The organism is Trinickia diaoshuihuensis (genome assembly GCF_003390925.1).
Taxonomy (GTDB): Bacteria; Pseudomonadota; Gammaproteobacteria; order Burkholderiales; family Burkholderiaceae; genus Trinickia; species Trinickia diaoshuihuensis.
In genome coordinates this window covers 27,122-49,487 of record NZ_QUBS01000072.1, presented here as the reverse complement: position 1 = coordinate 49,487, position 22,366 = coordinate 27,122, and the positions used below count along the sequence as shown (strand labels likewise).

Sequence of the window (22,366 nt, the reverse complement as noted above, 5' to 3'; positions counted from 1 at the left end):
ACGGACCGGCTTAACGAAGCCTTAAGCCGGCGCTAACGAGCCCCTCGGGCGCGGCGAGTGCGGGCGGGGCAAACGCCATCCATCATCAAACAGCGATCACGCAATTGCGTCCGTGCGTCTTCGCGCGCTTCAAGCGCTCGCCCGCCGCCCGCATGACCGCATCGACTGTCGTCCCGTCCGGTCCGAATTGCGCGATGCCGACACTGGCCGTCACGGAGAAACGCTCTTGGCCGCCGTCGAATTGCAGCGACTGGATCGCCGTCCGGATACGCTCGCCGATCATCAGCGCGGCATCGAGCGCGGCGCCGGGCACCACGCCCATGAATTCACCGCCGCCCACGCGCGCAATCCCTTGATGCGGACGCATGGCATCGACGCAAGCCGTCGCGACTGCACGCAAAATCGCGTCGCCCACCTGCTCGCCGAACCGCTCGTTGATGCGCTGCAGATTGTCGACATCGACGGCCAGCAACGCAAACGGCGCGCCGCCGCGGTTGGCCAATCCGACCTCTGTCTCGAGCCGTTGCACGAAGGTGCGCCGATTGGCGATCCCCGTCAACGAATCGACGGCCGCCAGCGATTCGAGCTTCTGATTGCTGCGCTGCAACTCTTGCAGCGCGCTGCTCGTGCGGGCCATTTCCCCGCGCAAACGAGCGAGCAACTCTTCCTGGCTATAGATCGTCGAGAACGAGCGCGTCGTGTGGAACGCCTGGACGATACCGTAGCTGAGCAGAAAGAACCCGCCCGCGAAGATCGCATGCGCAAGCCACCACATATGATTCCACGGTTTGCCGAGAATGAAGGCCAGCGAGGACAGGGCGAACGCGGTCACCGATATGCCGAAGATTTGCATGAGCGGGGAGCGGATCCGCCGAACGATGAGGCAAACGACGTTCAGCGCCGAGATCAGCATGGCCCCGCCTTCGAGCGATAGCCGCACGCCCAATGCGCCCGCGACCGGCGAGTTGGCGAGCACGGCGACGAGCAAATCGATCACGACGAAGATGCCGAACCATGTGCCCCACATCAAGCGGTCGCTACGGCGTTCGACGGCGTCGGCTTTCGAAGCGTAAGAAAGCAGGCCCACGAAAAGCAGAATCGCCATGACGAGGCGAGATGCGGGGCCGTACAGCAAAAACAGCCACATATTGTGGTGCGCGAGCGGCGTGAACGCGCCGTGCAAGGCGTAGACGACGACGAATCCCGTGAAGCCCAGCGTGAGCCAGCGCAAGATCGGCTCGCCCGACAGCCGATAGCACTGCCAGGTCACGTAGCTGACGAAGAGCCCCTCGAGCGTCGCGGCCGCGATCGCCACCTCGTGGAATAAGTGGTCCTCGAATGTCAGGCGGGGGTTTTGAAAGTAGTACAAATACGCGATGAGGTAAGCCGGCAGCAGCGCGAACGCTACTCGCAGGAAGCTCGCGTACCAGCGCGTGATGCGGCGCACGGCTTGGGGAGGATCGCCGGCCGGCGCGGTTGTTATCGTATTCATGGTTCGTCTCCTTCGGTCCCATGCTGTGCCGTCGGCCGCGCATCAAACGCGGCCGTGCCGACGCTTCGCATGGCACATTCTACGGAAGAATGACAACAAGCACGAGTCGCGCCGAAGCAACGTCGCGCCGGCGTCCGGCTCGGACGTTCGGCTCCGAAGTCAGCCTGATATCGTCAGCGCGGGAGCGGCGCAATGCGGGTGACACGCGGCGCTGCATCGGTGGCCGCCTTGCTCAGCGTCACCTTCCAATCGGTCATGCCCGACTTGCCTAGGCTGGCGCCGGAGCCCCCCGCGGCTAACGGTTCGGTTAAGGGTTCGGCGAACGGTAGGCGCGCGAGCGCGCCGGCGACCAAATCATCGATATCGCCGGTGCCCAGCGGGTCTCGATCGCGTTTGGCGGCGCTCACTTTATAGACCTCGCGGCCGTCCGCTCGATCGAAGAACCGCAGGGTCAGCGAATGGACGAACGCTTTCGCACCGGGCCATTCGAAGCCGGGCGCGGGGTTCGCCACGCCGCACGGCGCGCCGTCGGCGCAATCGGCATAAACGACGCCGACCCCGGCCGGACGCGTCTCGTATGACAGCGCGACCCGATAACGCGCGCCGGATTCCGGCGCCGCGCTAAAACCCAGCTCGGCCAGCCGGCGCGCGACCGCCCGCGCGAAACCATCCTCGTGCCCTGCCGCATCGGCCGCATCGTTCGACGCCGGCCCCGAAGCGTTCGCAAGCGCGTAGGTGCGAACGCCCGCGCCGAACCCCGGAACGGCTTTCGCCCGGATAGCGGTTTCGGTTGCGGCGCACCCGGAGAGCGCAGCTATACAAGCCGCAAGCAGCAATATCGTCTTCATCTGATGTGTTCGTCGCGTCGTCATTGCTCGCCTAGTCATCGCCGTTCCATCTGGGTAGCGATACGGTCACCGTGGTCCCGCGTCCCGGCTCGCTGTCCACCGCCACCTCGCCCTCGTGCCGCGTGACGACGGTTTTCACGAGCGCCATGCCCAGTCCCGCCCCCTGCGAATGCGGCTGCCCCGGTGCCCGGAAGCGGCGGAAACGCTCGAACAAGTGCGCCCTGGCGTCTTCGGTCATGCCATACCCCTGGTCGGCGATCCGGCAATGCACGTGGTCGTTCGCACCGTTCGTCACCGAGACGAGCACGACTGTCTCGGTCGGACTGTACTTGACCGCGTTGTTCAGCAAGTTCGTTACCGCACGCGTCATCAAGGAGCGATCGGCATGAATCCAGTGCGCGTCGCCTTCGAAATGCGTCTCGACGAAGATGCCTTTCGCACGGGCCTGCGGCCAGATTTCGTCGCTCGCGTCGAGCACCACGTCGGCGAGATTGACGGGCTCGAACACGTAAGCCTGCGACTCGGCGCGCGTCAACTGCACGAAGTCGTCCGCCAGCGTCAGCGCCCGGCGCGTGTAGCGTTCGATATGTTCGAGCAACGTGCGCACGCGCTCCGAACGCGTGACCGCCATTTCCTCTTCGATCAACGCCAGCACCGATGCATGGGGCGAACGCATATCGTGAGACAGCAGCCGCAGCGCATCTTCCCGGGCTTGCTCGGCCGTATGCAGCGCCGTGACTTCGGCCAGGCCCACGACCCAATAGCCCGACGCCTCGCCCCGCGCGTTGCGGCAACGCGCGTAGCGCAGCAGGAAATCGCGCTCGGCGCGATCGCGCACTTCGATGCCGCGCTTGACGATCCACACGCGTTCGAGGTCGGTCGGATCGAGCACCTCGGGCCAACGCGCGATCAATTCGGCGTCCGACACCGTCTCGGCCCCGATCGTCTTGATGAATCTCATCTCGCCGAGCGCATCGGTGAGGCGCCGGCCTTCGAGCACCGACACGCCGATACGGTCGAAGCACTCGCGCGCCGCCTTGTTGGCGACGCAGATCAAACCGTGCTGATCGGCGACCAGGATCGGCTCAGGCAAGCTATTGAGGCAATCCCAGACGAAGCGCTTCATGTCCTGCATGCGGTCGGCGGCCTGCTCGACGAGCGCGATATGCCTCTCGAGCGCATCGCCGCGGACCTGCCGCGGGCGCGCGGGGATGATCGTCATCGTATCGGCATCATCCGCCAGCCGCTGCAGTTCGCGTTGCAGGCGCCACATGGTCATCTCGAGCCGGCGCCAACTCCAAAGCGGGTACACCGCCAGCAAGGTGATCAATGCGGGGACCGGCGAAAGCCAAATGCAAGCGTGCTCGAGCAGCACCGCGCTGACGACTAGGCAAACGATCCCAAGGCCGAGCGTCAGCAGCAACGTGCGCCATGGCGAGAGAAACAGCAAGCCCGCGAGCAAAGCGGCCAGGGGGACCAGCGAAGCCGCAACGAGCCAGCGCGTGGTCACGGGGCGAATCTCGCTTTCGGTCAGCAGCGAGCTCAGGGCATTCGCGTGCAATAGCGTATCGGACGTCGGGCCCCACGTGCCCGTGATCGGCGTGGCCAAATGCGTCAACAGCCCGGATGCGGTCAAACCGATAAACACGACCTTTCCACGCAACGCCCCGGCCGGCACGTTGCCGTCGAGCAAATCGTGCGCCGAAACTTGGGCTTCGTCCGGAACGCTGCCTGAAAACGGGATCAGCACGCGCGATAGCGCATCGCCGCTCGCCGCGTCGGCGAACGTACTCGAGGTCGGAATCGGGCCCGCGTGCGCCGTGCGATAGCGCCCGGCCGCCAGAGCGATCTTTCCGCTGCGGATGTCGTTCAGCAACGGCATGACGAGGTATGGCCAACTGACCCCGGCCGCATGCTCGCGCAGCGCCACGCCGCGCACGATGCCGTCCGAGTCGGGTTCCACGTCGATATGCCCGATTCCGGCGGCAGCCGCCGCCAATTCCGGCACCGGCCCCACCGCTTCGCCCCGCGCGCGCGCATCGACGAATAGCGGCAGATAGCTGGGCGCCGAGCGAAGCGCGCGTGCGAGCTCGTCGTCGTCTTTCGTCGGCTCGGTGAGCAGAACGTTGTAGACGATCGCGGCCGCGCCGTCCTTGGCGACCGCGTCGATCAGACGCGCTTGCAGCGTACGCGGCCAAGGCCAACGGCCCAGTGCGGACACGCTGTCGTCGTCGATGCGCACGACGGCGATCTCCGGCGCGAGCGGTTCCGAACGCAACGTCAGCATGCGGTCATAGACGAGGCGATCGAAATTCTTGGCAATGCCGCCGACGGCACAAGCGAGAATCGCCGCGATGCCGAAGCAGCCGATCGCCAGCCACTCGCGCATGAAACGGTGCCACACGCTCAGCGCCGGGCGCCAGCTCCAACGTACCGGACTAGCCGAGACGAGCGATTCGTTAGGGGTCATGCACGCCCCTCACTTCGCCAGCGTGAACATGCGCACCGGCCCTGCCGTTTCGTAAAAACGCGCTTGCTCGTATTGTTCGGAGACGATGCGCCAGTAGTAATCGCCGGCCGGCAAGTCCGAAACGACAAGCGAAGTGCCGGTCAGATCCACGGCATCCACCAGGGGATCGCGCAGATCCGGATACCGCGAGAGCACGAGGCGGAACCGCGTGTCCACCCCGGTGCGCGACGCTCGCCACGTGAAGCGGTACGCATGCGAACCCGCCTGCGCACCGGCCGTCGCACTCAATTCGTTCGCGCGGCGCTCGAACGCGTACACGCGCGGCAGACCTTCCAGGCCGCTCTTGTCGATCGACGATATGCGGACGAAATAAGTGCCGTCGGGCACGTCGGAAAAAGTCGCGAAAGGCGCGAGCACGCGTGCATCGCGGATCAAATCGAGTAGATCGGCATCGCGCGCGATCTGGATCCGATAGCCTTGAGCATCGACTGCCGGCGCGACGTCGAACCGGACGAGCTTGCCGTCTTGCACCTTGCCGGGGTTCACAAGTACCGGGGCGGGCAAGAGCGGTTGCGGTGCGCCCACGGCACCGCCGTTCGGCGTCGCGCTGCCTTGGCCCGCGCCGACGAATTGCGAGGGTGCGCGCTCGCCCGCCGGCGCGCCCTGCGTCGCGCTCGCCGACGTTCCCACGGCAACCGTTCCGTCGAGGACTTCCACCGCGGTCATCGACGATAGCTGATTCACGCGAAAGCGCGTACCGCGCACGCCTGCGACGATCGACGGCGTGCGAACCTCGAAACGATCGCCGCTTTGCTTCGCATGCGTGACTTCGTTGGCGACCTCGCCCCGTTGCAAGTCGATCACGTGATCTTCGATTCCCGTGAGCGCCATCTTGCGCAAAATCGAGAGCACGATATGACTGTTCGGCGCGATGCTGACAAACGAGCCGTCGTCGAGTTCGAGCGTCGCGAAGCCGTCCTCGCCGGTACGGATCGAATCGTTTTCGCCGAGAATACGGCCGGGCAGCAGCGGTACGTCGGGCGCCGGGCGTTCACCGGCCGCGGCGCCGGAGGCGCGCGCGGTCACGAGGCCGCTCAGCGCGACGATGCTGGCGGGCATCGCGTCGCGGCGCAGCAACGCGAGCGGCAACCGCAGCGTCATACCCGCCGGCAAGCGTTTCGGCGCACTGACGTGGTTCAGGCGCGCCAATACGCGCCACCCTCCCGCATCGGTCAAGTAGCGCTGCGCTACCTCGAACAGCGTATCGCCGGCTGCCGTGATGTATGGGGCGGTTGCGCGCGCATCGATCTTCGTTTGCGCGTGCGCGGACGAAGCGCCGAGCAAAATCGCGGCCGCGAAGACCGCTAAGCCGCGTCCCACGTTGCGGTACCCGGCTTCGAAAAAATCGGGCGCCCCCTCGCGCGAAACCGTGTTGACGGCATTTGGGTTACGCATTGTCGTGATCTATGAATGCACAGTAGTTATCTAGCTCCGCGTGCATGCCGATGCAAACATGAGCCGCGCGGCACGCTGGCATCGAGCCCGCGCCTCCCGCCAATTTTTGTATACATGATTCGGTATGTGCTACCGAAGCCCGGAGCTTAACGAATTTCCCGCGATCTTGCACCGCCCAAAGAGCGGCCCCATTTAATCCGTGCGTCCGCGCTTTCCGCTATCCGCCCTCGTCTCCGGGCTGGAGCCGAGAGTGCGCAACCACATTGCAAACAAATGTCAATCTCTCACTTTTTGCCACAGTTGCGTCAATCCATTCGATGAGCTGCGGCGGTACAATTGCACGCCGACATATTTACGTCGGATGTTTGCGCGGGGAAATGCGCAAGCCTATCCGATTCGTATCCGATGCATGCGAGCGAGACCCGAAACAAATGAAGATCGCCTATCTGGAAGACGATGACGTTCTCGCCGATCATATCGGCGAAGTATTGCGTTCGGCCGGACATGAATGCGAACTGTTTCGCGACGGCAGCCAGTTGATTCGGCGCTTGAAACGCGACCGGTTCGACTTGGTTCTGCTCGATTGGTCCGTGCCGGGCGTGACCGGTCATCAAGTCACGATATGGGCTCGAGCCAATCTCAGCGAGCGCGTGCCGATCCTATTCATGACGAGCCGCTCGCTCGAAGCCGACGTCGTGACGGCCCTGTCGGCCGGCGCCGACGATTACATGATCAAACCGATCCGCACGAGCGAGCTGCTCGCGCGGATCGACGCACTGAGCCGTCGTGCTTATCCCGATTCAGGGGCCGGCGCGCAAACCACGATCGAACTGGGCTGTTATCGTATCGACCCCGTGAGCCGCACTTGCTTTTTGCACGACACGCCGATCGAGTTGACGGGGCGCGAATTCGACCTCGTTTTGCTGTTGTTCCAACATGCGGGGCGCGTGCTCTCCCGGGAGCACATCGGCGGCACGCTGTGGGGGCAGCCGCAGAGCGCGATCTCGCGAACGCTCGATACGCATATGTCGCGCGTTCGGACCAAGCTCCAATTGAGGCCCGACAACGGCGTGCGGCTCGCCCCCGTCTACGGGCACGGCTACCGGCTCGAACTCGTCACCGACCCGGCGCGCGAGCGCTCGGAGCCGTCCGAACTCCACGCGGGGCTCGGCTAAGCGTGTAGCGCCGGCGCCGGGCCGAGCGCCTCGTGCCCGCACCATCGCTCCCACATCGCCCGGTACGCGTTCTCGAGATGGCGCGCGAAGCGCGCGCCATCCATCAACGGCGAACGTTGCATGCGCGGGCGAAGCTCGGCCCGCAGCGCGGTCAACGCCTCCACATCGGCCGCGAGCGCCGACGCCATCCGCACGTAATCATCGTCGGTATGGGTCGCCAATATCTCCAAACCCAAGTTCGATAACTGACTCAGCCCGGCCCGGCCAGCCGGTGTGGTCCCGACGCGCGTGACGACGGGCACGCCCATCCAAAGCGCGTCGAGGCTCGTCGTATGGCCGTTGTAAGGGAAGGTATCGAGCGCTAGGTCGATCTCATGATAGGTCCGCAGATAGTCGGCGCGCGGGCGGAACGGCACGCATCGCACCCGTGCGGTATCGATACCCTGGATCGCCAGGCGGCCCAGCAATCTGGCGCGTGCCTGCCCCGGCGGCGCCATCACCACGAGCCGGCTGCCGGGTACGGCTTGCAACACGCGCGCCCATAGGCCGATCGTGCGGTCGGTAAGCTTGCACGGATTGTTCAAACACCCGAACGTGACGCCGCCCGTGCGGGCCGCCGGGGGTGTCGGCGCGAGCGGCTCGTCGCTGAGCGGGTGATAACACCAGAACGTCTCGGGCAGCCGAATCGAGCACTCGCTGTAGCGGTCGTCGCCTTGCATTCCGTCCACGGGATCGAGCCACGGATCGGTCAACCGGTAGCCGATCGCGCGGCTTCCCGTCGTCCCCGGATAAGCAAGCCAGGCGACCTGTACCGGCGCGGGCCGGCGCGCGAACAGCAGCGGACGGCCATCGGCCATATGCATCGTCAGATCGACGAGGACATCGATCTCGTCCTCGCGGATCAACTCGGCCAGCCGCTCGTCGCTGAACTCGCGCACCTCGCGCCATCGATCCGCGTGGGACGACAATCGGTTCGTCACGGCATCGGCACGCTCGACGCTCGAATAGCAGACGATCTCGAACGCATCGTGATCGTGATGCTCGAACAGCGGCACGGTAAAGAGCGATTGGCAATGGTCGCGGAAATCGGCCGATACATAGCCGATCCGTAGCCGTTTGCCCGGTTGACGGGCGTTGCGGTGCTCGGGCGCAACGGCCAGAAACGGCGCTTCGTGGCGCTGCGCCAGGCGACGGCATTCGGCCAAAATCGCGTGACCATCATCGAGTTGGAACATGAGGGCGTACGCGAGATTGCTATGCGCGACGAGGTTGTCCGGATCGCACTCGACGGCGAGCCGATAGCAATCGACGGCCTCGTCCAGCGCGCCCGTGTCCTTGAGGACGTTCCCCAGGTTGTTGTAAGTTGCCGAGCGTTCCGCGGACACGCCCGCGGCGGTACCCGCCTCGGTCGTCTGCAAAGCAAGCGCGGCGCGATAATGCGCTTCGGCGTCGTCCATGCGCCCTAGCGTACGGGCAAGGCTGCCCGCGTTGTTGCGCGCGGCGACGAAATCCGGCCGGCTGCGCAACGCTGCCTCGAACGCCGCCGCCGCGTCCGAAAACTCGCCCAACTCCTTGAGGACGATGCCGAGATTATTGAACGCATCCGCGTGCGCGGGCGCTAACGCGACGGCGGCCCGATATTGCGCGAGCGCTTCGCGGGGCCGGCCGAGCGCATGCAGCGCGATCCCGAAGTTGTAGGCGATATCGGCGCTCGCGCCATCGAGTCGCCGCGCGTGCGCCAAGACGTCGGCCGCCTCTTCGAAGCGCGAAGCCGCAGCCAGCGCGACGCCGAGATTCGCCTGATGCGCCGCCGCGGCAGGCTCGGCGGCCACGGCTTCGCGCAAAAGCCCGATCGCGTCGTCGAGCAGACCGCGAGTCTGCAACAGCGCGCCGAGGTTCGTCAGCGCGCTCGCAAAACCCGGCCGCGCGGCGAGCGCCGAGCGATAAGCCGCCCGAGCCGCATCCCAGTGACCAAGCTGCCGTCTGCAATTGCCGAGGTTGTTCAGGGCGTCGGCGTGCGCCGGTTCGTGTCGAAGCAGCGACTCGTAAGCGTGCGCGGCTTCGTTCCACCGGCCCGCCGTCTCGAGCGCCGCGGCGAGCGTCAACCACGCGTCGATCGTATCGGGCGCGTCGGCGAGCAGGCGCCGGCATGCCTGCTCGGCGGCATCGAGCCGGCCCAACGACGCCAGCACTTGCGCTTCGCCCAAGCGATACCGCGGCTGCGATGGCTGGCGGGCCAGCGCGGTGCGCAGCCGCACGAGCGCGGACTCCCCGTTGCCCATCTGCCATTCGAGAATACCAAGCCGAAACGATGCGTCATGGTCGGCCGGATCGTCGGCGAGGATCTCGTCGTATAAGCGCCGCGCGGCATCGAATTCGCCGGCTAGATGGTGGGCCTTGGCTTGAGCATGGCGGATTTCGTTCATTATTGTCATCCATCGGCTTCGCTAGCGGGGCCGCAACCTAATTCGGCGATTGTAGTGAGTCGAGCCCGTTGCGCAACCCCCTCGCGCGAACGGTTTCCGGCGATGCAGTAATAAAACGCCCCTATCCGTCCGAAAAATACGCCAACCTGTGTAATATTTCGTATTTTTTCGGGGCCGCATGGGACGCATGGAGTCGAATCGCAGGGCGATGGGCGCGGGCCGCGCCGTCATGCTGGCCTTCGCCGCCACGCTGATCGGCTCTCCAGGCGCGCATGCGCAAGACCCCGTATGCCACGCCAAAGGCGGCACCGATGCGCGGCCGTCCATCGGTCTCGTGCTATCGGGCGGCGGGGCGCGCGGCTACGCGCATTTGGGCGTGCTGCGGGTGCTGGAGGAAAACCGCATTCCCGTCGATTGCATCGCCGGGACGAGCATGGGTGCCGTCGTCGGCGGCCTCTATGCAAGCGGGATGGGCGCCGGCGCGATGCAAGCGCGGCTCGCGAACGTCAATCTCGCGGATGTCGCGTTCGACGTTGAAAAGCGCTCCGACCTGCCTCAATCGCAACGCGAAGACTCGCGGCTTTACGTGGGCAGCATCGGCTTCAGCGCCGAAGGCGCGAAGCTGCCCGCCGGGCTCGTGCAAGGCAACCGGCTGCAAGCGCTGCTGCAGGAATGGACCTCGAAGCTTCCCGCCAACGCCCCTTTCGATAGCCTGCCGATCCCGTATCGCGCCGTGGCGACCAATCTGACGACGGGCGACGAAGTCGTCCTCGATCATGGCTCGCTGCCTTTGGCGATCAGAGCGAGCATGGCGATGCCGGGGCTCTTCGCGCCGGCCGAATTCGACGGCACGGCGCTCGTCGACGGCGGCCTCGTCAATAATCTGCCGACCGACGTCGCCCGCGCGATGGGCGCCGACGTCCTGATCGCCGTCGATATCAGCTCGCCCTTGCGCCCGCTCGATGCATTGTCCTCTCCGACCGACGTCATGCAACAGATGCTCGGCATCCTGATCCACCAGAACGTGGGCCGGCACCATGCGCAGTTGGCGCCGAACGACGTACTGATCAAACCGACGCTCGGCAACCTGGGCTTTTCCGATTTCGCGCATGCGAACGAAGCGATCGACGCCGGGGCGGCCGCGGCGCGCGCCGCGTTGCCGCGGTTGCGCCAGTTCCAGCTTTCGCCGGAGCAATATGCGGCTTATCGCGCCGCCCATGTGGCCGAGGAACCGAGACCGGTCAAACTCGCGCATATCGAGGTCCGTACGCGCGGCGACGTACCGGCCGCGCGCGTGCGCAAGCTCCTTAACTTGCAGCCGGGCGACACGTACGATTCCCTTGCGGTGACGCGCGATTTGCAGGCGCTCGTCACCTCGGGTGACTTCGAGACCGCCACGCAGCAATTGATCGAGGACGAGGACGGCCCGCGTCTCGTGATCGATGCAAGGGAAAAATCCTGGGGGCCGAACTTCGTGCTGTTCGGCCTGGGCCTATCCAGCAGTTCGGAAGACGAAGGCGGTTTCCGATTGAATCTCGGCTACCGGCGCCCCTGGCTCACGCAATCGGGTCTCGAATTCCGGGCCGATGCGACACTCGGCAGCGATCTATTGCATTTCAAGACCGAGTTGCGCCAGCCGCTATCCACGGCACTCGGCTACTACGTCGCGCCCTACGTCGAATTTCAGCGCCGCTTCGCGAACATTTACGACGACAGTACGGGCGTACGGATGACGCAGTATCACCTGCAAATCGAGCGGGCCGGCATCGACTTCGGCATGCCGCTCGCGCGCCTCGGCGATTTCCGGATCGGCCTGGCGTATTCGCACGCTTACGGCTCGCCCGTCTACAACTTGCCGCTCGACGACGGCACGCTGCTGTTCTCCGATGTCTACGGCCGGGAAATCTCCGCACGCGCCAAGCTCGTGATCGATCAACTCGACGATCCCCTCTTTCCGCGTACCGGCTACTTCGCCGAGTTGCGGGCGGAGCGCTCCGTCTTCAGTCAGAGCGACCCGTTTACCGAGCTCTACGGCAAGGTTATCGGCGCGGTCAGCTTCGGCCGGCATAGCGTCAACGCGAGCATCGAAGCAGGCGGCGATATCGGCGGCCAAAACGCGGCGAATCCGCTCGGCTTTACGCTCGGCGGCTTTCAGCATTTGTCCGCCTACGCGGCCGATCAGCTTTCCGGCAACTCGATGCTTTACGCGCAGGTCACCTATCTGAACAAGCTGATGCAGTTTCAAACCGCCCCGCTCGAGGGGCTGTACGCCGGCATCAGCTTCGAAGCGGGCAACGTCTGGCAACAAGGGGACCGATTCGGCAGCAGTTCGCTCAAACGCAGCGTGACGTTTTTCACGAGCGTGACGAGTTCGTTCGGGCCCTTGTACTTCGGCATCGCGCTCGCCCCGGGCGGGCGCCGCAATCTTTACTTCCAGCTCGGCCACACGTATTGAATTAAACAGTCCGGTCACGCGGCGTACGCGCGTTTTTTGATCCACGTCAATCTCGAATACGGCCTCCCCGTAACAATCCGTATGAAGTTTTTCCGGACGGCGCCGTAGTCCGGATCATTGGGGCGAAATACGCCCTGTTCCGGCTGACTATCGCCTCGAGTCGAACATGGACGCTGCGCTCGACACTTCCCACCTTTCGCATACACCCGCCATCGATCCGTCACCGAATTCGTTGCGCAAGCGATTCGTTCACGTCAAGCTGCAAACGCTGCTGCTGATCGCATCGTTATGGCTGGCGCTCGGCGCACTGACGATGTGGGACGCGAACGCCGAGATGCGCAGCGCCCGCGCGGGCGCGACCGCGCTCGCCGATGCCCTGGCCGCTCATACCGTTCGCGTCATACGCGAGGCGGAACAGGTCGCCGCGCTCGTATCGTGGCAAGTGCAAAACGACGGGGTCTCGATCCCGCTCGCCTATTACGTCAGCTCGGGACTGCTCAAGCTCGACGTTTTCGTGCAGGTCGCCGTGATCGACTCGCAAGGCTATTTGCGCGCGTCGACCGTACCCGGCTTCACGCCGATCAACTTGTCCGACCGCGAGCACTTCCGCATCCACCTGCACGATACGAGCAACGCACTCATGATCGGCCGCCCGATCGTGGGCCGCATCAGCGGTAAGACATCGCTGCAGCTTTCGCAACGGATCAGTTCGCTCGACGGACGCTTCCTGGGCGTCGTCGTCGTGTCGGTGGATCCGAGCTACTTCACCGAGCTGTATAACGGACTGCGGATCGGCCGAGACGGCGTGGTCGCCGTCGTCGGCACGAACGACTACTCCTGCGCGCGCTGCGCTCGGGCCGCGACCGGGCCGTCGGCGCCGAGCTGCCGCGGAACGATCCGCTGCGCCGTGCGCTGGCGCACTCGCGTTCGGGCGACTTGCACACGAGCTCGTTCATCGACAGCCGCGATTCGATCATCAGCTATCGAACGTTGAGCGATTATCCGCTCGCGGTGGCCGTCGGCTATTCCACGAACGAATATCTCGCCGCTTGGCAAACGCGCAGCCTGTTGCTGCTCGCGGCCGCGGTGCTGCTGACCGTATTGATCCTCGCGACCGAAAAGCGCACGAAGTCGCTGCTGCTGAACGTCGCCGCCGCGCACGATCGGGAGATCGCCAAGGGAGCGCAACTCGAACAAGCGCGTGCCGACGCGGAAGCGGCATCGCGTGCGAAAAGCGCGTTCCTGGCAACGATGAGCCATGAGATCCGCACGCCGATGAACGGGGTGATCGGCATGGCCGAGGTGTTGACGCGCTCGACTTTGCCGGCCGATCAAAAGGAGATGGTCTGCACGATACGCGATTGCGCGTCGGCGCTGCTCAAGATCATCGACGACATTCTCGATTTCTCCAAAATCGAGGCCGGCAAGCTGCAGATCGATTGCGTCCCCACGTCGATCGAGGACGTCGTCGACAGCATGGCGTCGTCGCTTGCGACCGTGGCCGATGCGCGCGGCGTCGCCTTGCGCACCTACGTGTCGCCTGACCTGCCGTCCAGCGCGATGTTCGACGACACGCGGCTGCGCGAGATCCTCTATAACCTCGTGGGAAATGCAATCAAGTTCTCGGCGGGCCGCAGCGCAGTGCAAGGCAGCGTCGGCCTGCGCGCGACGCTCGTCGCGGGCGATACGCCCGCGGTTCGGTTCGAGATCAGCGACAACGGCATCGGCATGACCGCCGAGACGATTGCCAAGCTGTTCCAGCCGTTCAACCAGGCCGAGGCCTCGACCACGCGTCGCTTCGGCGGCACGGGCCTCGGTCTTGCGATTTGCCGGCGGCTCGTGTCGCTGATGGGCGGCGAATTGACGGTGAGAAGCGAACCCGGACGCGGCTCGGTATTTAGCGTCGAGCTGCCCCTGCATCGCGTCGAGGACGCGCAGGCGCGCAAGCTAGCGGATCTGTCCGGACTCGCATGCGTCGTCGTTGCATCGCACGACTGGCGCTGCGACGACACGGCCGATTATTTGCGTCACGCAGGCGCAACCGTGGAGATCGCGGCGGATGCGTACGACGCGCGGCAAGCCCTGGCGCGCGCCGAAGGCCCGCGCGTGCTCGTGCACGATGCGCACTGCCCGCTCGACGCGGTCGCGCCGAGCGCTTCGCGCGAAGCCGCCGCGCTCATCGGCAACGTATTGATCGCGGCGCCGCGCGGCGTCATGTTGATGACGCGCACGGCCAATACCGTCTCGATCGGGGCGCAGGCGCTACGGCGCCGCGTGCTCATCGACGCCGTCGCTCTAGCGGCGGGCCGCGCCGATACCGGCACGCTCGCCCGCGCGCAAGACGGCGACGACGCGCTGGCGCCTGCGCAGGCAAACGAGGGCGTCACGCTGCTCGTCGCGGAAGACGACGAGGTCAATCGCCGCGTGATTTCACGGCAACTGTCCCTGCTCGGCTATGCCGCGGATATGGCCGTGGACGGCGAAGAGGCGCTCGATATGTGGCGAGCGAAAACGTACACGCTGGTGCTGACCGACTTGCATATGCCCAGGCGCGACGGCTACGAACTCGCTCAAGCGATCCGCGCCGAAGAGGCGATCGATCCGCGCGCTCGCGTGCCGATCGTCGCATTGACGGCCAACGCCATCACCGGCGAGGCGAACCGCGCAAAGGCGCTCGGCATCGACGACTACCTCACGAAGCCGCTCAAGCTGGATCTGCTCGCCCACGCGTTGGCGCAATGGACGAGCCCTTTGCGCGCCGCCCCGCGCATCGAGGCGACGACGGCCAGCGCCCCGCCCGAGGCGCAGCCGGGCGCAGAGCAGTCGATCGTCGACATCGGCATATTGAAGGAAATCGTCGGCGACGACGTGGAGACCGTGCAAGCGCTGCTGGCCGAGTATGTCGAATGCTCATCCGAACTCGCCGGTCAATTGCGTGCCCGCTTGAGCACCGGCCGCGGATCGGAAGCGGCCGCGATCGCCCATAAGCTGAAATCGTCATCGCGTTCGATCGGCGCCCTGCCGCTCGGAGACCTGTGCGCCGAAATCGAAGCGCAGGGGCCGGGCAGCGAACCCGACACGCTCGCGCAGCTTGCCGCACGGTTCGACGCATCGTACCGCCGTACGATCGACCTCGTGCGAACCATGACGCTCGCGGTGGACGTTGAACGGCCGAACTGACTCGCTCGCGTCACGCTTGGCCCGCGGGCCAACTCAACTCGAAACGCGCGCCGGACAGCACCCGAGGATCGGCGGCGGCAATGCGTCCGTTATGAGCATGCAGCACTTGGCGCGTGATCGCGAGTCCGAGGCCGTAGCCGCCCGTGTGACGGTCGAGCCGCACGAACGCGTCGAAGATCCGCTCGCGCTCGGCCGCCGATACCCCCGGACCGTCGTCCTCGACGGCGATCGAGACGTTGCCGTGAGCAATCGCAAGCCGGATATCGATGGTCGAGCGCGCGTACTTACCGGCATTGCGCAGCAGGTTGCGAATCGCGTACGACATCAGGCGCTTGTCCATCGCCACGCGCACTTGGCGATCCAAGTCGATCGTCACCGTCACCGCCTTATCCGCGTGGAGCACGGCCGAATCGCGCACCTGAGCCTCGATCCACGCGGCAAGCGGCGTGGGCTCCAGATTCGACTGCAGCGAACTGTATTCGAGCCGCGCGTAGGTGAGGCTCATATCGATAAGCTCATCGAGCTCGGTGACGTCTTGCTCGATGCTCGCAATGGCGCTTTCATATTCGGCCGCCGAGCCCGGCTCGCGCAAGACCTCGAGCGCGAAGCGCGTGCGCGCTAGCGGCGTGCGCAACTCGTGCGAGATCCCGTTGGTGAGATCGCGCTGCGCGGCAATCAGCCGCTCCATGCGTTCGGCCAACGCGTTCAGCGTCCGCGCGAGCGGTCCGATGAAGACGCTATGCGATTCGCGCGCCCGGGTATTGAAGCGGCCTCCCGTGAAATCGATTGCACGTTCGCGGACCATCACGAGATCGAGCCAAACCGGCCGGATCCAGCAATACGTGGCATAAGCCGTCGCCAGACAGGCAAAGCCGCCCATCGGCAAGAGCCCGCCGGGCAGCGCCGCGACGGCCTGGCGCAGCACGCCCAGGCCGAGCGTGGACGCCAGCATGGCGAGCACGGCCGCGACCACCGCGAGCACGAGGGCGAGCACATGCAGATAAGCCCGCAGATAGAGTTTCGACCAGTTCGGGATGCGATCGGCGCGCGTATCGGTCCATGCGCGGCGAAAGCGCAGCCAACGCCACCGGCAGTATCGATACGCCGACAAAGAGGCGCCCACGCGCGCGGAGGCCGCCGTCATTCCCAGACGACCTTGCTGAACTGATAGCCCTTGCCGCGCACGGTTTTGATCCGTTGCGGATTGGTGGCATCGTCACCGAGCTTGCGCCGTAGCCGCGAGATACAACCATCCACGGTGCGGTCCAAGCCGTCGAAACCGATACCGCGCAATTCGCGCAGCAAGTCGTCGCGGCTCGCCACCTCGCCCGCGTTGCGCACGAGCGCCCACAGCAAATCGAATTCGGCCGAGGTCAACTCGGGCGTGCTGCCGTCGGGCAACACCACCGCGCGCGTGGTCCGGCTGATCTCGAACTTGCCGAACCGGTACGACTCCGGCTGCTCGCCGGCATCGCCGCCGCGGCCGGGCGCCCGGCGCAACTGGGCCTTGACGCGAGCGAGCAACACGCGCGGTTCGACGGGCTTGTGAACATAATCGTCGGCGCCGAACTCGAGGCCCAGCACCTCGTCGAATTGATCGTCGCGCGCCGTGACCATGATGATCACGCCGTCGAAACGCTCGCGCGCCTCGCGCAAAATCGCGAAGCCGTCTTTTCCGGGCAGATTGATGTCGAGTACGACGAGATGGGGGCGGTACTCGACGATTGCCGGCACCGCTTCGTTACCGTGCAAGACGGTGCGAACGTCATAACCGTGCTTGCGTAAATATCCTGCGACGAGCGAGGACAGACGAGCGTCGTCCTCGACGAGCAAAATGGAATGAGACATGACGGCGCGGCTCGAGGTCTGGTCTTGTTATCGACGGCCAAACGTCGGCCGGAAAAACTTACGAGAAACAAGGCGCAATTTTACCGTCGGCCGCGCGGTTAGTCAGCCCCGGACTGCTTAGTCTTTAATTCGGAATTGCTCCGGATCCTTGCCCTTCAGCCAACGAGGACGCGGGCCCCGTCCACCCCACGTTTCGCCTGTTTCCGGGTGACGAAAACGCGGTGCGCCGCTCGACGCGCCGCGCGACTTGCGGCGCGTGCCGAATAAATCGTCCGCGGTGAACCCAAATGCGGCGATGGTTTCGCGCACGTTCGCCAAGGCGACTTGCGCCTCCGCCTGACGCGCGCGTTCGATCTCGGCGTCGAGTTCTTGTTTTCTTGCTAGCAATTCCTTGTACGTCGCCACGGACTGAATCCTCCTTACGGTTGTCGTGGGCGCGGCAAGCCCCTCGGCCGCGAGCGAAAACCGTGTTTCCGCGGTGCTGCCGACGGCGCGTTGCACGCCAATTCTGCCATGATCCTTGGACATAGCGGGCACAGCATAAGCAATAGGCGTGCCCGCTCTTGCTAGATTTAATTTAACCGTAGATGGAACCGCGATTCGGATGACGATTCGTAATGCCTCCTATGCAAGTTCGAGGAGAAAAAGTAAAAGGCGGCGGGCCCTGTCGGGTGCCGCCGCCCCTAAACCGCGATGCGCTGGGCGCCGTCAGACGCGATGCCGCTGCTGCAACGTCCGCACGCGCGCCATCGCCGGCGCGTCGGCGCCGACCGTGTCGTACATCTTCGCGAGATCGGCCTTCAATGCCGTACGCGAACCGCCGTCGAGGTAGACCATGTGACCGGACGGATAAAAGCGCGCCGACAAGTTGTTCCGCACGGTTTGCTCGATGAGCGGCATCTGTTGCAGGTCGAGTACGGTTTGATAAAACGGCGTGACGAAGTCGTAAAAGCCGTTGGCCGACAACACTTTCAGATCGACGTTGAGCGCCATGACGGCGGCCAGATCGCCCGCGGTGTAAAGAATAATGTTGCCCTGGGCATCTTTGCCCTTTTGCGCCCCCGTCGGATCGATGTGACCGAAGTCCCAGTTTTGGAAGGCCTGGTCATTCAGGTCGGTGAACGAGGATGTCGAGGTGTACTTCAATTGCTCGTTCAAGTACTCGTTCCACATGGTCGTATACACGCCCGACACCGCCGTCATCGTCGGATCGTTACCGCCCGAGTTCGGATCGATCTGGCCGGCGATACCCGTGTCGATGGCCGTGACGCGTCCGTCATAAGCACCGAGCGCAACGCCCTTCGATTTGAGCAGCGTCGTCAAGAACAATGAATTGCCGCGGCTATCGTAGCCCGCGATATCGAGACTCCATGCCAGCAATGTCGTTTTATCGATACCCGTGTACTGCGATAGCTTTTCGACGACGGCGTCGTCCGTTTGCGGGAACTTGCGCAACGCGGCGATGTAATCGGTCCGCGCGAATTGCGCGACCTCCTCGACGAACGCGCCGAGATCGGCCGGGGTGGGCGCCACGCCGAGCCGCTTGTGGTACCACGCGTCGGCCGCGGCCGTCGGCAATGCGCCGACGGGATTGCCCGCCTGCGTGTAATCGAGGATCGACGACTGCAACGTCACGCCGTTCAGATCGATACCGTCTTCATGAAGCATATAGGCCAGCACGCAACTGCGCGCCGTACCGTAAGACTCGCCGAACAGATACTTGGGCGAATTCCACCGGTTGTTCTTCGTCAAAAAGCGCTTGATGAATTGCTTGATCGAGCGCGCGTCTTGATCGACGCCCCAAAAATCGCGGTTCTTGTGCGGTGCAATGGCGGCGGAATACCCGGTTCCAACCGGATTGATGAACACGAGATCGCTTCGATCGAGCAGGCTGTCGGGATTGTCCTCGAGCGAATACGGCGCGGGCGGCGTAAAGCCCGGCATCGAGGTCTTGATCCGCTTCGGCGCGAACGAGCCGAGCAGCACGAAGACGGAAGACGAGCCCGGACCGCCGTTATAGAAAAACGTAACCGGACGCGTCTCTTCCGTTTGGTTGTCTTCGGTGAATGCGACGTAGAACATCTTCGCGTTCGGCTTCGAGCTGGATTCGTCGACCGTGACGAGGTGGCCCGCCGTTGCCGTGTACGCGATCTTTCGGCCGTCGATCGTGATGGTGTGATGCGTGATGGCCGCGGCTTCGCTCGTGTCGGTCACGAAATCGTCGGGCCCGTTGCCGTAAGCGACGTCGTCCTGGAACGGTTGATCGTCCTGTTGGCGAAGGAATACTTGCGGCATCGAGGCCCTGCCCGGCGACGGCGCGTGAGCATTGTGAGACGATTGCGGGCTGCCGGTATCGGAATTCATCGTACTCGCTCCATCAGTAATGGCCGGCGTGCGGTCCGAGCGCACGCATGGCCGCGTTGACGAACTGCTGCTGATATGCCTGCGCCCCCCGAAGCGCGCCGGCGATAATCGTGACCGCTCCCCGGGCCATCTCCGCGCTATTGCGCGCCGCCGCCCGAAGCCGCTCCCTGCGGCGCGCCGAGCGCGGCAGCGAGCGCACGCCCCTTGGGACTGCCGAGCCCCGTACAGGCATCCCATCCGGTCGCGGCAGCATAGGTACCGTTGTTGCCGGATGTGATGTCGTTGAATGCGTTCGAGGCGCCGTAGAACTTTTGGTTGACGAACCCCGCCGGCTTCCCGGCGATCGCGTTGATGCGGGCCACCAGTGCCGCGAACAGCGGTGCGACGGCACTCGTGCCGCCGACCGGCATGGACTGCCCGTCGATCAACACCTCATAACCCGAGGCCGGCGAGGCATCGGCGGCAACATCGGGCACGCCGCGGTTCGCGAGCGAGACAGGCGGGCCATCTACACGCACCGCGCGCAACCCTTGCTGCCAAGCCGGCAACGCGAAGCGGGCGCTGATGCCGCCGCCCGTTGCACCGCCGCCCGCGCCGTCGTTCCAAACGACTTCGCTCGCGATCGCCGCGCCGCCAGGTTTCGCGCTCAGGCGCGTGCCCCCGCAGGCAAGCACGTAAGGGCTGGACGCGGGGAAATCCACGTCGTCCCCACCGCCCGGCGAACCGTCGCTCGAACCGCTATCGCCAGAGGCGGCGCAAATCGTCACGCCGAGCGCGATAGCCGATTGCAGCGTGTCGTTGAAGCTCGCGATCGCCTGGTCGGTCCACGCGCTTTCGGGACCTCCCCAACTGATCGACAACACCGACGGCTGGTTCGCGGAATCGTGCAACGCCTGCGAAACGGCATCGACGAAGCCGGCGTCGCTATTGGGCGCGAAGTAGACGGCGATTTTCGCTTTCGGCGCGACCGCGCCCGCAATCTCGACGTCGAGCGTCACCTCACCGTCGGGGCCGCTCGGATCGCCTGTCGGGCTATTGCGCGCCCCATCGACGGGAACGGATAAAACTTGCGGCGCCGGCACCCCGAGACGGCTGAAGTACGCCGACAGATCCTGCTCGCTGTAGCCGCCGCCCAACTCGATCAGGCCGATACATTGCCCGGCTCCATCGCCGTCGGGGAAATCGTAGAGCGCCGCCAGTTGTACCGGCGTGAACGCCTGCGCGGCGGCGCGCGCGACGATCGGGCCCTGCTCCGTGCGCAGCCGGAAATGCGGGCGGGCTTGCGGACGATTGTCGAGCCCCAGCACGGCGGTGACGACATCGGCGATTTCCGCCGGAATCGTGATGCAGCCGGTGCGACCGCGGAACCGGCCGAATCGCGGGTGCTCGTAATGGGACAATTCGACGCCGAACGCCGCTTGGAAATGCTCGGCCGTGCCGGAAAGCACGACCTTGGCGGCCGCGAGGTCCTGCCGCGCGATCGTGAGACCGTATTCGCGCGCGAACGCCTCGAGCTTGGCGAGGTCTTCCGGCGCGACCGCGAAACGTTGCGCGAAGGCTTCGCGCGAAAGCGGCTGTGCCTCCTGCCCGCTTGCGACGCGCTGGGCGAACTCTTCCAAATTGCGCCCGCCCGGCCGGCGCAGCGTAACGACAACGCTCAACGTCTCCTTCGGGTCGATAGGCCCGAGGCACTTCGAATCCTCAACTGCCGCACGCTCGCTACCGGCGAGCTGCTGTCTCGCTTTGGTCATCTATGACGCTCCTCACGCAGTGGACACGCGAAAAAGCTCCGACACCGGCTGACGCCGCGCAGTTCCTCGTGCCTTGCGCGCCTCGGCCGTCACGTGGCGAGCACCGCAAGCGAGACTCCATGCATTCGTCGGACGACTGCACAAAGTGTAGTGCATCGCCGGGGCGCCGCGCAGGGTTCCTTGCAACGCTGGCCAACCGGCCAAGCGTTTGCTGCGGCCGGCGATGGGCGACGTTCGCCGAAGGTTCGGCAAAGCTTGCCGCATCGGCATATCATGGCGCGCGCAGCGCGGCGCCGCGTGCCGTCCATGCGCTGCCGGGCCTGAGGCTTCAGACCCGATCGTTCGCACACGCTCCAGTATCAATAGAAGGAATAACTCGACATGTCCCTGTCCATTTACGACGCTTCAGTGCCGGTTTTCACGCGCGGGCTGACGAACCTGCGCGCCGTGCTGCAAAAGGCACACGACCATGCGTTGACGAAGCACTTCGAGCCGTCGATCCTGCTCTCGAGCCGCCTCTATCCGGATATGCACCCCTTGACGCGGCAGGTGCAAATCGCCTCGGACGCGGCGAAGTTTTGCATCTCGCGGCTGGCTGGCGTCGAGCCCCCGAAATATGAGGATTCCGAGCAAACGTTCGATGAGTTGTACGAGCGGATCGACAAGACGATCGCGTACTTGAAGGGCTTCGATGCGTCGAAGCTGGACGGCAGCGAGTCGCGCACGGTGACGCTGAACGTACCGAGCGGTAAGCACGAGTTCGCCGGACAGGTCTATCTACTTCACTTCGCGTTGCCGAACTTCTTTTTCCATCTCACCACGAGCTACGCGATCTTGCGTCATAACGGCGTGGAACTCGGCAAATTCGATTACCTCGGGCGTATGGCCTAATCCGAGCGACG

Annotated in this window: 15 protein-coding genes; 5 read left to right on the top strand and 10 right to left on the bottom strand. The window is 64.8% G+C overall.

Translation table 11 applies throughout. The annotated features are described in order from the left end of the window. Nucleotides 1–85 precede the first annotated feature (85 nt). The 4 genes from DXT59_RS14580 to DXT59_RS14565 all read right to left on the bottom strand — a co-directional run bounded on the left by DXT59_RS14580 (nt 86) and on the right by DXT59_RS14565 (nt 6,265). A complete protein-coding gene (locus DXT59_RS14580) occupies nt 86–1,492 on the bottom strand; it encodes a GGDEF domain-containing protein (protein WP_116137605.1) in 1,407 nt (468 codons plus the stop codon). Nucleotides 1,493–1,665: 173 nt separating this feature from the next. Then, nucleotides 1,666–2,340 carry a DUF4136 domain-containing protein gene (locus tag DXT59_RS14575; RefSeq protein WP_162878085.1) on the bottom strand — a complete coding sequence of 225 codons (675 nt, stop codon included), beginning with the start codon at nt 2,338–2,340 and terminating at the stop codon, nt 1,666–1,668. A 31-nt stretch (nt 2,341–2,371) separates the two neighbouring features. Continuing rightward, the gene (locus tag DXT59_RS14570; protein WP_116137603.1) at nt 2,372–4,810 is read right to left on the bottom strand and encodes a CHASE2 domain-containing protein; all 2,439 of its coding nucleotides are present in this window, start codon (nt 4,808–4,810) and stop codon (nt 2,372–2,374) included. A 9-nt stretch (nt 4,811–4,819) separates the two neighbouring features. After that, nucleotides 4,820–6,265, bottom strand: coding sequence for a FecR domain-containing protein (locus DXT59_RS14565; RefSeq protein WP_116137602.1), 1,446 nt, complete (start codon nt 6,263–6,265; stop codon nt 4,820–4,822). Between the two features lie 431 nt (nt 6,266–6,696). Between DXT59_RS14565 and DXT59_RS14560 the strand changes: the two genes are divergently transcribed. Further along, entirely contained in the window at nt 6,697–7,440 is a 744-nt protein-coding gene (locus tag DXT59_RS14560) for a response regulator transcription factor (RefSeq protein WP_116137601.1), read from the top strand. Here DXT59_RS14560 and DXT59_RS14555 read toward each other — a convergent pair. Next, nucleotides 7,437–9,866: a tetratricopeptide repeat protein gene (locus DXT59_RS14555; RefSeq protein WP_240324517.1), complete on the bottom strand. Its 2,430-nt coding sequence runs from the start codon at nt 9,864–9,866 to the stop codon at nt 7,437–7,439. The two genes, DXT59_RS14560 and DXT59_RS14555, sit on opposite strands and share 4 nt — an antisense overlap. A 187-nt stretch (nt 9,867–10,053) precedes the next feature. On the opposite strand from DXT59_RS14555, the gene DXT59_RS14550 reads away from it, so the two are divergent. From DXT59_RS14550 to DXT59_RS14540, 3 genes are all read left to right on the top strand, one after another. Next, nucleotides 10,054–12,321, top strand: coding sequence for a patatin-like phospholipase family protein (locus DXT59_RS14550; RefSeq protein WP_240324516.1), 2,268 nt, complete (start codon nt 10,054–10,056; stop codon nt 12,319–12,321). Between the two features lie 166 nt (nt 12,322–12,487). Then, nucleotides 12,488–13,315, top strand: a complete 828-nt coding sequence (locus DXT59_RS14545; RefSeq protein WP_116137598.1) for a PDC sensor domain-containing protein — start codon at nt 12,488–12,490, stop codon at nt 13,313–13,315. Beyond that, entirely contained in the window at nt 13,258–15,501 is a 2,244-nt protein-coding gene (locus tag DXT59_RS14540) for an ATP-binding protein (protein WP_162878084.1), read from the top strand. The genes DXT59_RS14545 and DXT59_RS14540 overlap by 58 nt, the downstream gene beginning before the upstream one ends. 10 nt (nt 15,502–15,511) lie before the next feature. Here DXT59_RS14540 and DXT59_RS14535 read toward each other — a convergent pair whose 3' ends face one another. The 5 genes from DXT59_RS14535 to DXT59_RS14515 form a co-directional block, all read right to left on the bottom strand. Then, a complete protein-coding gene (locus DXT59_RS14535; protein WP_116137596.1) occupies nt 15,512–16,645 on the bottom strand; it encodes an ATP-binding protein in 1,134 nt (377 codons plus the stop codon). After that, a complete protein-coding gene (locus tag DXT59_RS14530) occupies nt 16,642–17,349 on the bottom strand; it encodes a winged helix-turn-helix domain-containing protein (protein WP_116137595.1) in 708 nt (235 codons plus the stop codon). Before DXT59_RS14530 ends, DXT59_RS14535 begins: the two co-directional genes overlap by 4 nt. Before the next feature lie 117 nt (nt 17,350–17,466). Beyond that, complete coding sequence (locus DXT59_RS14525) at nt 17,467–17,754, bottom strand: H-NS histone family protein (RefSeq protein WP_240324515.1); 288 nt, start codon at nt 17,752–17,754, stop codon at nt 17,467–17,469. Between the two features lie 303 nt (nt 17,755–18,057). Further along, the gene (locus DXT59_RS14520) at nt 18,058–19,713 is read right to left on the bottom strand and encodes a S10 family peptidase (RefSeq protein WP_116137593.1); all 1,656 of its coding nucleotides are present in this window, start codon (nt 19,711–19,713) and stop codon (nt 18,058–18,060) included. A gap of 137 nt (nt 19,714–19,850) precedes the next feature. Then, nucleotides 19,851–21,464 (bottom strand): S53 family peptidase, encoded by a 1,614-nt coding sequence (locus DXT59_RS14515; RefSeq protein ID WP_116137592.1) that lies wholly within the window; start codon nt 21,462–21,464, stop codon nt 19,851–19,853. A 381-nt stretch (nt 21,465–21,845) separates the two neighbouring features. On the opposite strand from DXT59_RS14515, the gene DXT59_RS14510 reads away from it, so the two are divergent. Next, the gene (locus tag DXT59_RS14510; protein ID WP_116137591.1) at nt 21,846–22,355 is read left to right on the top strand and encodes a DUF1993 domain-containing protein; all 510 of its coding nucleotides are present in this window, start codon (nt 21,846–21,848) and stop codon (nt 22,353–22,355) included. Nucleotides 22,356–22,366: the final 11 nt, after the last annotated feature.

What these genes read in the sequence shown, in the direction of transcription:
- DXT59_RS14510 (WP_116137591.1), top strand. Translation starts at nt 21,846, where the DNA reads ATGTCCCTGTCCATTTACGACGCTTCAGTGCCGGTTTTCACGCGCGGG.
- DXT59_RS14530 (WP_116137595.1), bottom strand. Translation starts at nt 17,349, where the DNA reads ATGTCTCATTCCATTTTGCTCGTCGAGGACGACGCTCGTCTGTCCTCG.
- DXT59_RS14520 (WP_116137593.1), bottom strand. Translation starts at nt 19,713, where the DNA reads ATGAATTCCGATACCGGCAGCCCGCAATCGTCTCACAATGCTCACGCG.
- DXT59_RS14515 (WP_116137592.1), bottom strand. Translation starts at nt 21,464, where the DNA reads ATGACCAAAGCGAGACAGCAGCTCGCCGGTAGCGAGCGTGCGGCAGTT.
- DXT59_RS14550 (WP_240324516.1), top strand. Translation starts at nt 10,054, where the DNA reads ATGGAGTCGAATCGCAGGGCGATGGGCGCGGGCCGCGCCGTCATGCTG.
- DXT59_RS14560 (WP_116137601.1), top strand. Translation starts at nt 6,697, where the DNA reads ATGAAGATCGCCTATCTGGAAGACGATGACGTTCTCGCCGATCATATC.
- DXT59_RS14565 (WP_116137602.1), bottom strand. Translation starts at nt 6,265, where the DNA reads ATGCGTAACCCAAATGCCGTCAACACGGTTTCGCGCGAGGGGGCGCCC.
- DXT59_RS14555 (WP_240324517.1), bottom strand. Translation starts at nt 9,866, where the DNA reads ATGAACGAAATCCGCCATGCTCAAGCCAAGGCCCACCATCTAGCCGGC.
- DXT59_RS14570 (WP_116137603.1), bottom strand. Translation starts at nt 4,810, where the DNA reads ATGACCCCTAACGAATCGCTCGTCTCGGCTAGTCCGGTACGTTGGAGC.
- DXT59_RS14545 (WP_116137598.1), top strand. Translation starts at nt 12,488, where the DNA reads ATGGACGCTGCGCTCGACACTTCCCACCTTTCGCATACACCCGCCATC.
- DXT59_RS14535 (WP_116137596.1), bottom strand. Translation starts at nt 16,645, where the DNA reads ATGACGGCGGCCTCCGCGCGCGTGGGCGCCTCTTTGTCGGCGTATCGA.
- DXT59_RS14575 (WP_162878085.1), bottom strand. Translation starts at nt 2,340, where the DNA reads ATGAAGACGATATTGCTGCTTGCGGCTTGTATAGCTGCGCTCTCCGGG.
- DXT59_RS14580 (WP_116137605.1), bottom strand. Translation starts at nt 1,492, where the DNA reads ATGAATACGATAACAACCGCGCCGGCCGGCGATCCTCCCCAAGCCGTG.